The sequence below is a fragment of the Sneathia sp. DSM 16631 genome (assembly GCF_014892235.1).
Taxonomy (GTDB): Bacteria; Fusobacteriota; Fusobacteriia; order Fusobacteriales; family Leptotrichiaceae; genus Sneathia; species Sneathia vaginalis.
Genome location: NZ_JADBHL010000001.1, coordinates 141611 through 154370, shown reverse-complemented (window position 1 = coordinate 154370; position 12760 = coordinate 141611). Strand labels below are relative to the sequence as shown.

Genomic DNA, 12760 nt, shown 5'->3' with positions numbered 1-12760 from the left:
TTGTCCCCCTAATACTCTAGTTTGGACAATCTTTCATAATATTCAAAACGTTTTATAGCATCTTTTTTATTAATTTCTAGTATACGTTCTGCTTCACTAGGATTTTCCTTAACTAGACGTGAAAATCTATTTTCATTCATTAAGAAGTCTTGGTACTTATCCCAATTAGGACGTTTAAAATCTATTTGTAGGGGGTTTTTACCCTTTTCTATTAAAGAAGGGTTATATCTCAATAGATTCCAATATCCAACTTCAACTGCGAGTTTTTCTTCATTTTGGCTAGATAAACCACCTTTTTGACCATGTTCTATACATGGACAATATGCAATTATTAGTGATGGACCATCATATTCATAAGCTTCTTTAAAAGCTTTAATGGTTTGATTTTGGTTTGCACCCATGGAAATTTTGGCAACATAAACATTTTCATATGTCATCATTAGTGCAGCTAAGTCCTTCTTATTAGTTCTTTTACCACCTGCAGCAAATTTTGCTATACCACCAAGAGGTGTAGCCTTAGATGCTTGACCACCTGTATTTGAGTAAACTTCTGTATCAAGTACTAACACATTAACATTTACACCACTAGCAAGTACATGGTCTAATCCACCATATCCAATGTCGTATGCCCATCCATCTCCACCTATAATCCATATTGATTTTTTTAGTAAATAGCGTCTATAGTTATATATCTTAGCTAATACTTCGTTATTCATTTTTTCTTTTTCTAACACTTCGATTAATTTTCTCATATTTTCATCATTTTGTTCGTTGAAGAAAATATTAAGTTCATTTTGTAGTTGTTCACTACCAATTTTTTCGTTAATTGCTTGAGATATGAGGGTAAGTGCTTCTCTTCTTACCGTTTCACTACCTTCAAATAGTCCATATCCATATTCAGCATTATCTTCAAATAAGCTTGAAGCCCATGCTGGTCCTCTACCACAGCTATTTGTTGTCATAGCAGTTGAAGGTGCAGATGCAGTGTATATAGATGAACAACCAGTTGCATTTGCAACTATCATATTTTCACCATAAAGTTGTGTTAATAGTTTAATATATGGTGTTTCACCACAACCAGCACAAGCACCAGAAAATTCAAATAAAGGCTTTTTAAATTGAGAACCTTTTACTGATGCATCAGGTAATGGTGTCTTCTTATACGTTACATTTTCATATATATATCTTGCATTTTGATCTGTACCGTTTTCAATTTCTTCTTCTATAGGCACCATTTCTAATGCCTTATTCTTTACTGGACATACATCAACACAGGCTCTACATCCAGTACAGTCTTCAGGAGAAACTTGTATAACAAATCTATAATTTTCCATTCCTCTACCTACAGGTTTTAGAGTTTGTATAACATTTGGTACTTTTTTTAATTCCTCATCATCTAAAAGGAAAGGTCTAATTGTTGCATGTGGGCAAACAAAAGCACATTGGTTACATTGTATACATGCCTCAGGTCTCCAACGTGGCACCATAGTTGCAATATTTCTTTTTTCTAATGCACTAGATCCTGGCATAAATGTACCGTCTTCATAGCCTTTAAATGCTGATACAGGTATCTCATTACCATGTAATGAATTTATAGGATTCATTATCTTTTGCATGAAAGTAGTTAGTTTCATTTCTTTCATAATTAATTCTAGATGTTTCCATGCAGGATTTACTTCTATTTCTTCTACCCTATCTCCTAAGTCTATAGCATCATAATTTTTTTGTATAAATTCTGTACCTTTTTTTGAATAAACATTTTTTGCAAATTCTTTCATATATTTTTTTGCTGTTTCAAAATCTAGTATATTTATTAATTTAAAGAATGCTGACTGCATTATGGTGTTAATCTTTGTTCCCATCTTTAATTCAAATGACATTTTTGTTGCGTTTATAATATACAACTTAATAGATTTTTCAGCTAATTTCTTTTTAAAGTCATCTGGTAATTTTTGTTTTATTGTTTCTTTATCATATAGTGTATTAAGTAAGAATATTCCACCATCTTTAATATTTTCTAAAAGATCATACTTTGTTAAATATGCAAAGCTAGAACAACTTACAAAACTAGGCTTTTCTATTAAATATGGTGAATTAATAGGTTTTTTAGAAATTCTTACATAAGATCTAGTTAGTCCACCTTCTTTTTTTGAATCATATGAGAAGAAACCTTGAACATAAAGGTCCGTATGGTCACCTAATATCTTTAGTGTATTCTTATTAGCACTTACAGTTCCATCTGAACCTAGTCCATAAAAAATACATTCTATATCTTCCTTTTCTATATCAAAATCCTTTGTAGTTGCTAGTGATTTAAATGTAACATCATCTATTATACCTATAGTAAAATCATTTTTAGGTTCATCTTGGAATAAGTTTTCAAAGATGCTCATAATATGGCTAGGATTAGTATTTTTAGATGATAATCCATAACGACCACCAACAATTATTGGATGTAAGTCACTTGCATAAAAAGCGTTACGTATATCAAGGTATAGGGGCTCAGAAGCTCCTGGTTCTTTTGTTCTATCTAATACAGCTATTTTTTTTACTGTTTTTGGTACTACATTAAATAAATATTTTGTAGAAAAAGGTCTATATAAATGAACGCTAATAGCTCCAACTTTCATACCTTTTTTTACTAAATATTCTACTACTTCTCTAATTGTTTGTGTTACAGATCCCATTGCAATTATTATATACTCTGCATCAGGTGCACCATGGTATACAAAGGGTTTGTACTCTCTTCCAGTTAAGTCTTTAATTTTTTTCATGTAATCATTAACGATATCTGGTAAATTTTCATAAAAAAGATTTTGTGATTCTCTTACTTGGAAAAAGATATCTTCAGTTTGTGAAGTACCACGTATAACAGGGTTTTCAGGGTTTAGTGATCTATTTCTAAATTTAACTATTGCATCATTATCTACTAAAGATTTAAGGTCATCATAAGAAAGTACATCTACTTTTTGTATTTCATGTGAAGTTCTAAATCCATCAAAAAAGTGCATAAAAGGTACTCTTCCTTTTATGGTAGATAAGTGTGCAATTGGTGCAATATCCATAACTTCTTGTACTGAGCCACTCGCTAGTATTGCAAATCCTGTAGTTCTTGCACTATATACATCTTGATGATCGCAAAAAATTGATAGGGCATGAGTTGATATACTTCTTGATGCTACGTGTATAACACCTGGAAGTAATTCACCTGATATTTTGAACATATTTGGTATTTTTAATAATAACCCTTGCGATGCTGTAAAAGTTGTTGCTAAAGCTCCTGATTGTAATGCACCATGAACAACAGCAATAGCTCCTGCTTCAGACTGCATTTCTATTAATTTTACAGGTTGACCGAAGATGTTTTTCTTTCCTTTATTAGCCCAATCATCAATGTATTCTGACATTGTTGATGAAGGTGTAATAGGATATATAGCTGCAAGCTCTGTGAAAGCATAAGCAATATATGCGGCGGCTTGATTACCGTCCATAGTCTTCAACTTCATTCCTCCTAACTAGGCAATTAGTTATATCGCAATAGTTCTTATACAGTTATTATATCAATATTTAAAAAAAAATGGAAGAAAAATCTTCCATTATATATAAAGTAATATGTATGGCAGTGCTGAGAATAATAAGTATATTGATATTAATAATTTGTGTATATATATTAAATTGTCATCTATACCTCTAAATAGAATTAAAAGTATACTTACAACTACAAGAAACCCTATATTTACATATGGATAATATGCTCTTTCAAATACAGTTAAGTAAAATGGTAATAATACTGATAACTTATACGTAAAGAAAGAAAAAATTATGCTTATCCACTCTATAAATAGAACGAATATAGATATATAGTTTATTTCCTTCAATTTTGAAAATAGACCTAAAAATAGTATGATTGCAAGTATAAATTTTAAAAATATTAAAAGTATTGCAATATATGTAATTATCAACATATGAATATACTCCTTTTTACACTAAATGATATCCTATAAATAACCCTACATAGTTTCCGATAACATACCCTAAAGTTCCTACTAACATAATAGGTGCTACATATTTCTTCCAACCTTTAGACATTGCCATAGCAACTGCTGTAGTAGGTCCACCAATATTAGCATTAGAAACTAATATGGCTTCTTCCAAACTAAATCCAAGTATTTTAGCAAAGAATAAAGTTACTATCATGTTTATTACAACTATTATCAAACAGAACACTAGAAGTAATGGTGAATTTTTAATAATAGATGTTACTGATGCTGGAATACCTATTACAACAAAGAATATATATATTAAAAATGTTCCTAGTTCTTGTGTACCAGATAGGTTTTCGAAGAATTTTGAAAATACTGTTGCACATAAGACACTAATTGTTGTAAGTATTAGGTACTTATTACCTATAAATAATGCGAAGCTATTATTAAAATTACCTAAGATTATATCAGAAATTTTAAATGATACTGTAACTATCACTATACTAGCAGCAAAAGATAATGCTAAGTCCTTTAAGCTAATTGAAGCTTTTTTATTCTCCATACTTATACAACTTTCTTCTTCTTTTGTATACTCTCTTTTAAAGTGCTTATTAAAGAATTTTAAGCTAGGCATAGTAATTAATACTAAAAAGTATAGTACCATTAATAGATTATCACTTACAATAGTTGCAGAAACTAGTTTTGGATCTATTTTTAAACTAGTTGATACTGCTACGAAATTTACTCCTCCACCTATATATGAAGCAGTCATTGCACCAGCGATGGAATTAAGAGAAGGAATATATTTATGTAGTAATACATATGCTACAATTGCTCCAACTGTTGTTCCTATTGAACTTAGTAAAAATATTATAATAAGGCGTTGACTTTGCTTATATATCTGTAAAAGATTACATTGAAATAAAAGTAATGGTATAGCCAGTGGCACTATGTATGACCAAACAGTATCGTATACTGTAGATTCTATTGGTATAATGCCTAAGTTTGATAATGATAAAGCACAAACTAATGCAATAATAGCTCCACTAATTTTTGCTGCTACTGTATATGTTTGTTCCAAATAAATACTTAACGCTGTTATAACGAGGATTATAGACCATAAGGTCCAAATATTATCTCCAAGTATCATGAAAAACCTCCATAAATTTAATACATCAAATGATATAATAAATATGAAGGTTTGTCAATATTTTAATTCTTATATAGTTTTTCGTATAATTTTGCAGCAATATTCCAAGAATTGTTAGTATTTAAACAGTTATTTCTTAAGATATTGAAGTTTTCTTTTTGCTCAAAATATATTTTTTTGGCATATCGTATAGTGTATAGCATATCATCGGCATTGAAATTAGAAAATGTAAAGCCATTCCCCTTTTTAGTTCCAATGTCAAATGCTTTAACAGTATCTTTTAATCCTCCTGTTTCTCTAACTATAGGGACAGTTCCATATCTCATTGCTATCATTTGAGATAGTCCACATGGTTCATATCTTGATGGCATTAAAAGACAATCTGCACCTTTATATGTAAGTAGTGCTAATTCTTCACTATTCCCCATATATGTTTTAATCTTATCAGGATATTTACTTTCTAAATAGCTAAAGAAGTTTTCATAGTATTTATTACCAGTTCCTATTATTATTATAGAAATTTTATCGTGTATAAGGATGTCTTCTAGTCTTGCGACTATTAAATCAATTCCTTTACCTTCAACTAAACGTGATATGACACAAATTAGCATATTGCCATTATCAGGTAAGTTAAAAGTATTTAATAATTTTGTCTTATATTCTTTTTTGTTATCTATAGGTTTATAGTAGTCATAGTCTATTCCGTTTAATATACCTAATATATTTTTCTTATTTGTTATCCATTCGAGTCCTTGTGCAAAGTATGGATATTTTATTTCTTTTGCATAAGTAGGGCTAACAGTATTCACAACATCTGAGTATTCTATTCCTATTTCCATAAAATTAAGATTATATCTATCTGTCATATATCCTAACTTATTGAAAGAATAATTGTTAAATTTACCTTGATATAGTAAGTTATGTATAGTATATACTGTTTTTGCAGGAATATGGTATCTTGTTTTCATGAAATATGGGAATACACCTGTTTGCCAATCATTACAGTGTATTACATCAAATTCAAGACCTAATTTAATTAAAAACTTTAGTATTGCTTCACAAAAATTAGTATATTGTACATCTTCATCAAGATCTCCATAAATATGTCCTCTTTCAAAAAATGTTCTATTTTCGATAAAGTAGTAATTAATTTCATCTTGTACTAAGGTATATAGATTATATATTTCATCATGTATTTGTATGCTATTAACATATTTCATCTTATCCGTATATATCTTGGGTATTAAATCATATTTAGGAAGGAATAAGGAAATCTCATGTCCTAATCCTCGCATTTTTCTTGGCAATGCATACATTACATCAGCTAGTCCACCTGTTTTTACAAACGGATAAGCCTCCGAACATAAGTATAGAATTTTCATTTTATTGTTTCTCCACTCTTTATTTTAGTATTACTATCTATTTTAATATTAGAATAAATTCTAATATTACGTCCGATAATTACATTATCACCCACAATAGTGTTCTTTCCTAAAACACTAAGACCTGTATAAAGTAAATCTGGCTTTTCTATATTATGTGTGTAATCGTCGCCATATCCTATTAAACTAAATTTACCTATATTTACATATTTATCAATAATAGCATAATCGATATGTGCATTTTCCGATACATAAGTTCCTTCAAATATTATAGAGTTTGTAACTGTAGATCCTACTCTAACTGTTACTCCAGGACCTAATACAGAATTTTCAACTCTACCCTCAATTTTACAACCATCGCAAACTAACGAATTGATTATACTTCCAGTTTCACCTATTCTAACTGGTGCAGAATTTATACTCTTTGTATAAATTTTCCAATCTTTATCGTATAGGTTAATCCCTACTTCTTCAGATTTTTTTATTAAGTCTAGGTTAGCTTCATGATATGATTCATATGTTCCAATATCCATCCAATAACCTTCAAAGTAGTGTGCATAAACTTTTTCATTGTTTTTAAGCATTTCTGGTATTATATCCTTACCAAAGTCAAGTTCAACTTGTTTTGATGCTAATAGATAATCCAATAAGATGTCAGTGTTAAAAATGTATATACCCATAGAAGCAAGATTACTCTTAGGCTTACTTGGTTTTTCTTCAAATGAAGTTATACGATTTGTTTCATCTGTTCCTAATATTCCAAATCTTTTTGCTTGATTTTCAGGAACTTTATGTACTGCAACCGTTAAACTTGCACCATTTTTCTTATGGTTTTCTAACATTTTTGAATAATTCATCTTATATATGTGGTCACCTGATAATATAAGTACATATTTAGGCATTTGATGATGGATAAATCTAATATTTTGTCTTATCGCATCGGCTGTACCATGATACCATTCTATTGTTCCACTAGCATTTTGAAATGGTTGTAATAGTGTAACAGATGTATCACGTCTGTCTAAATCCCATGGTTTACCTGCACCTATATGTTCATTTAACGATAGGGGCAAATATTGTGTTAAAAGTGCAACATTATATATTCCTGAGTTGCTACAATTACTTAGTGCAAAATCTATAATTCTAAATTTTCCAGCAAATGGGACGCTTGGTTTTACTCTATTTTGTGATAGAATGTCTAATCTAGATCCTCTACCACCAGCTAAAATCATTGCAAGTACTTCCATATTATCACTCCTCACATTTAGTTTACCACATTTTTTAAAAAATAATAGGCAAAATTTTAGTTTTTACAGAAAAATTTTTAAATTCTTCTGTATTCTCTATTATATTTTTATAATTGTCGAGTTGTTGTTGGTAAGTTTCTGATAATTCCGCATCTTTTTTAGTCTTATAGTCATAGATTATTATTTCATTATTTTTTCTATCAACATTCATTCTATCTATTCTAAATTTATTTCCCATACTATCTTCTATTTCGTATTCATTGTATACCTCAAACTGATCAGCAAATATATATTCATATTTTTTTATATACTCTATACATGCCTTATAAATTTTATCAGTTAATATTGGACCAACAAGATTAGCATATTTTCGCAAAAACATAGAATAAGCAAAGTCTATGTCTTTTTTAGTCTTAATATTTTCCATGAAATAGTGTACAGCAAGCCCTTTTTTTCTACTTATTTCTTTAGAAATTGAGGTGTTCTCATAATTTTTTTTCTTATACTCCGTAACACCAAAGAAATCTTTATTTGTAAACACAGCTGTACTAGTATTTTGTTCTACAGTATCACTGTTTTCTATTTTACCTATTTCATAGTCAGAAAATATTCCTATGCTTTTTTTATCTGGGATAATAATTAGGTTCTTTTTTGCTCTTGTTAGGGCTACATATATTAGGTTATAGAATTCTAACTTTTCTTTTTCTTGATAAATATTTATATATTTTTCAAATTGAGTAAGAACAACATATTTTTTCTTTTTTAAGAATATTACATTATCATCTGTCTTAACTAGAGTAAATTTAGAAAAGTTTTCTTCACTATATTTTACAGGTACATAAACACTATCATATTCAAGACCCTTAGATTTATGCATAGTAATTAGGCTAACACCATTTTCTATACTAGCACTATCTTTTAAAATATTTTTACCCTTAGTTCTGAAGTAGTCATAAAATTCTTTTAAATTTGGATACTGATCAACTAGATTTAAAAATTTATTTATATTCAATACATCTTCATTATCATAGTTAATTCCATAACCAAATAGTTTTAAATATGTTTTTTTAAAATTATTTTTTGCTAGTTTTAATTTTTCTACTTCTAATACTTTTTCCCCATTAATTATTTCTTTTATTTGTTCTAATGTATATCCTACTAAGTCAGATCTTAAAAATTTAAACAAGGAATAACTATTAGTTGTTACTAGATAGTCAATTAAGTACATTAAATTTATGACATTTTTATCGTTATATAGTCTTATACTTTGTATAGATTCATAATGTATATTGTTCTTTTCTAGATATTTTTTATATACATCAAGGTCACTATTTGTTCTTGCTAATATAGCAGTATTGGTGTATAGCTTATTTTCTACTAAGTGGTTAATAAGGTCATCGTTATTAAAGACTTTTACATAACCACCAGTTTTTTTACATAGGACCTTATCATAATTAAAATTAGGTATATCTTTAAAATAGTTATTAACATAGTCTATTATATTATTAGTACTTCTATAGCAAGTTGTTAATGTAGATCTTTTTATTGATATATCCTTAAATCTATCAGATAATATATTTTCAAGATTTCTAAATAGACTTACATCCCCTCCCCTAAATGAGTAAATAGCTTGTTTTTCGTCTCCTACTATGAAAAGTTTTTTTGCATATGTTACAAGACGTAAGATAATTTCAAACTGTATAGGGTCTGTATCTTGAAATTCATCTATCATGATAATATCTATATTTGGAAATACATCTACAGGATCTATATTATACTTATATGTATAAAAAGCCTTATCAGAAAATGTGAAATTATGATAGTTAAATTTTAATTTTTCATCAAGAGTATAGCAAATTTTAGCTAATTTCTTATACGCTATATTATATGGTATTATGACCTCGTTAATATAAATTTTAGCTAATTTAGGCACTAACTCTTCTTTGAAATATGTTTCAAATTCATTCTTTGCTCTTGATACTAGACCTGAAGTTGTAAAGTCTTCAAGCTCAGTTATATTATTAGCACTTAAAAAACTTTTAGCTAATTTTGTAAGATTAGTTTTATCACTAAGATATTGAATAATCTCACCTTTTATTTCACAAAAATCTTCTACTCTTTCTCTTTGTACATTTGATAAATCATCAAGATAATTATATATATTAGGTCTATTTTCTAAGATATTATTAATTACATCATAGTATTTATCAATTTCTTTAGAGTTTTCATCTAGGTTATAGAAAGTTTTAAAAATTTTAAAATATTCTTTATTAGAGACTAAAGCATTCAATAATTTTTTTAGATATTCTTCTGAATTAGTTTCTTCTGTTTCAAAGTTATATATATTATATCTAGGGCAAATAGTTTTAGTAAAAATTTTGTTAATAAAGCTATCGTTTGTAAAAATTTTAATATTTTCAGAATTTTTCAACATATTTTCATATGCATTTTTTAAATTTTTATAGTCTATTTGTGTAGACATACTAGCTAGTATATCTTCATATCCTGGTTCTTTAAATATTATTTTTTTCAAAAATATTATTATTCTTTCTCTAATTTCAGCAGTTGCTTTTTTTGTAAAAGTTATTACTAATATATTTTCAAAATTTACACCCTCATTTAGGGCTAAAAGATATTTTATAGCCATTGTATATGTCTTACCAGTACCAGCACTAGCACTTATTATATCACATTTCATAATCTGACCCCCTTAAAATATCTATTAGACCGTAGTTAATATCCTTAGCATCCATTTCTATTTTAGTTAATTTATTTATTTCATCTATACGTTTATTTAATTCTACTACTGTAATATTTTCATTTTCTTTTACACTATTTTTATTAAATGGAAAATATAGATAGGTATCATTAATGTTCTTACCATTTAATTCATTAAAGAGTCTATATGCCATTAACTGATACTTTTGATGTTTATCAATTTTTTTGTTGTACTTACCTGTTTTAATATCCACTATATCTACACCATTTTCACTTTCTACTAATATATCTTGTCTTATATTAATATTTAAATTCTTATAGTCTAATAGTAGTTTTATTTCTGATAATAGGTTATTTTCCATATTATCTTTTAAAAATTTTAAAATACCACTTAAAACTGGTGTGAATAAAAGTGTGTTATATAGATTGAAGTAATCGGTTATAATATACGAACGGTATTGTTCAAGTACTTCGTCTTTTATTTTATCAAGATTATTATACTCTTTTCTATTAATGGCAATTTCAAAGATTTTATGTACAATATTTCCTATTACATTAGCACCTATTGAAATTTCATCTACATTAATGTCTCTTATCTTATTTTTCTTTAAAAGATTTGAGAAATATATTTCTATATTCGATTCCATAAATTCATAGAAGTTGTATGCATTAATGTGTATATTATCAAATTCATTATTTAATGTAATATTATCTTTTTTGGTTAAGAATATTTCATTTTTCTCAATATTTCTAGGACTATATGCAGAATTTAAAAAGTCTATCTTTTCCTTTGGCGTATATGAAATATTTTTAATATCTATGTTAGTTTGGTAAATAAGATCTTTAAAAACAGAACAAACTTCTATATCTTCTTCTATATTTTGTATGAAAAAGAGTAAGACACTTTTTTTATTATACATCTTTCGAATATATGGATAGTACTTCTCATATTTCATATCTAGATTATTACTTAATTTTAATTTAGAACGTTGCAGATTAGAAAGTATAAAATTATTCTCTTTTTTTAATAAATCGTCTTGTAAATTAAGTAAAATTAATTCATCACTTTCTTCTATATTATTAATAGTTGAGAAAGAAAAATTAGTACTAGCTAGTTCTTTTTTGAACGGTTTATCATTTAGATACTTGATTAATAACTTTAAATTAAATAGTTCATCATCTGAGATATTAAATCCTTCAAAATCTTTTATGCTATTTATTTCTGTAAGAGCTTCAACAAATGTGCTTGCTTCATCTGTATACGTATCTATTATCTTATCATATATTTCATCAAGACTAGTACTATGAATTTTATCTATTAAATCTGTATTTATATACTTTTTAGAATTTTCCATATATGAATTAATCTTTTCTATCTCATCTTTTTTAATTTCAAAAAAATTAACAAAGTCTTTATCAAGAATTGCATAAAATATGGGATATATTAAATTATTATTTTCCAGTATACTATATATATGGTTTAATAAGGTAACAGTCTTTGAAACATTAAACTTTCTATCAATTTTGTAGTCTAGTAAATTTTGCGAAACCTGCTTATATATTTTCTTATTATCAGAAAAATCTACAAGACTTATTTTTTCTTTTCTTTGAATATTATCTTGTAGGTATTGAGTTAAATATATTAAAAATGTGTCGGTATTATTAAATGAATATGCTTTAACATTATCTATTTTTTTATATGTAATATTTTTTAAAATATTATTTGTTTCATCATAATCTTCTTTACTGACATATAGGTGAAACTCTACAGGTATACCAAGATTATTTAAAATTTCTTTTTCTCTTTTCGATATATTAAAGATATTAATTAAATAAAGTTTTGTATAGTTATTTACAATACGACAATCAAAATATTTTAAATATTTAGGACAATATTTTTTATTAGACTTCATCTTCGCATCTATTTTATATATTGTATCTATATATTTTTCTTGCCAACTATCCAATATATTAACTATATCTTCTTTTTCTATCATATTATTGTGTATATCTTGCATTAAATTATAGAAATTGTATGCAATATCTATACAGTCAAAATATTCCTTTATATTAAAAAGCTTTTTATCTTGATCATCAAGGGAATTATAGAAGAAGATAACTTCTTTTTCTTCTTTTAAGTCTATCTTTTTAGTTATATGTATTCTATCAAAGAAATTATATAATTCGAGCTTGTTATTTAAAACAAGCTCAGTATTATCATTACCCTGTATATTAATTTTTTCTGTAATATCGTGGTAAATATATTTTATCATTATTCCT

7 protein-coding genes are annotated in these 12760 nt (G+C 27.1%); all 7 read right to left on the bottom strand.

Annotation, left to right across the window (positions count from 1 at the left end; all coding sequences use genetic code 11):
• Nucleotides 1-8: 8 nt before the first annotated feature.
• A complete protein-coding gene (gene nifJ, locus IMK15_RS00710) occupies nucleotides 9-3506 on the bottom strand; it encodes a pyruvate:ferredoxin (flavodoxin) oxidoreductase (RefSeq protein ID WP_192941521.1) in 3498 nt (1165 codons plus the stop codon).
• A 90-nt stretch (nucleotides 3507-3596) separates the two neighbouring features.
• The gene (locus tag IMK15_RS00705) at nucleotides 3597-3965 is read right to left on the bottom strand and encodes a hypothetical protein (protein ID WP_192941520.1); all 369 of its coding nucleotides are present in this window, start codon (nucleotides 3963-3965) and stop codon (nucleotides 3597-3599) included.
• A gap of 16 nt (nucleotides 3966-3981) precedes the next feature.
• Nucleotides 3982-5133, bottom strand: a complete 1152-nt coding sequence (locus IMK15_RS00700; RefSeq protein ID WP_192941519.1) for a DUF819 domain-containing protein — start codon at nucleotides 5131-5133, stop codon at nucleotides 3982-3984.
• Nucleotides 5134-5195: 62 nt separating this feature from the next.
• Complete coding sequence (locus IMK15_RS00695; RefSeq protein ID WP_192941518.1) at nucleotides 5196-6515, bottom strand: glycogen synthase; 1320 nt, start codon at nucleotides 6513-6515, stop codon at nucleotides 5196-5198.
• Nucleotides 6512-7762, bottom strand: coding sequence for a glucose-1-phosphate adenylyltransferase (locus tag IMK15_RS00690; RefSeq protein WP_192941517.1), 1251 nt, complete (start codon nucleotides 7760-7762; stop codon nucleotides 6512-6514). Before IMK15_RS00690 ends, IMK15_RS00695 begins: the two co-directional genes overlap by 4 nt.
• 34 nt (nucleotides 7763-7796) lie before the next feature.
• The gene (locus IMK15_RS00685) at nucleotides 7797-10460 is read right to left on the bottom strand and encodes a UvrD-helicase domain-containing protein (protein ID WP_192941516.1); all 2664 of its coding nucleotides are present in this window, start codon (nucleotides 10458-10460) and stop codon (nucleotides 7797-7799) included.
• Nucleotides 10450-12753 carry a PD-(D/E)XK nuclease family protein gene (locus tag IMK15_RS00680; protein WP_192941515.1) on the bottom strand — a complete coding sequence of 768 codons (2304 nt, stop codon included), beginning with the start codon at nucleotides 12751-12753 and terminating at the stop codon, nucleotides 10450-10452. The genes IMK15_RS00685 and IMK15_RS00680 overlap by 11 nt, the downstream gene beginning before the upstream one ends.
• Nucleotides 12754-12760: the final 7 nt, after the last annotated feature.

What these genes read in the sequence shown, in the direction of transcription:
- nifJ (WP_192941521.1), bottom strand. Translation starts at nt 3,506, where the DNA reads ATGAAGTTGAAGACTATGGACGGTAATCAAGCCGCCGCATATATTGCT.
- IMK15_RS00700 (WP_192941519.1), bottom strand. Translation starts at nt 5,133, where the DNA reads ATGATACTTGGAGATAATATTTGGACCTTATGGTCTATAATCCTCGTT.
- IMK15_RS00680 (WP_192941515.1), bottom strand. Translation starts at nt 12,753, where the DNA reads ATGATAAAATATATTTACCACGATATTACAGAAAAAATTAATATACAG.
- IMK15_RS00685 (WP_192941516.1), bottom strand. Translation starts at nt 10,460, where the DNA reads ATGAAATGTGATATAATAAGTGCTAGTGCTGGTACTGGTAAGACATAT.
- IMK15_RS00690 (WP_192941517.1), bottom strand. Translation starts at nt 7,762, where the DNA reads ATGGAAGTACTTGCAATGATTTTAGCTGGTGGTAGAGGATCTAGATTA.
- IMK15_RS00705 (WP_192941520.1), bottom strand. Translation starts at nt 3,965, where the DNA reads ATGTTGATAATTACATATATTGCAATACTTTTAATATTTTTAAAATTT.
- IMK15_RS00695 (WP_192941518.1), bottom strand. Translation starts at nt 6,515, where the DNA reads ATGAAAATTCTATACTTATGTTCGGAGGCTTATCCGTTTGTAAAAACA.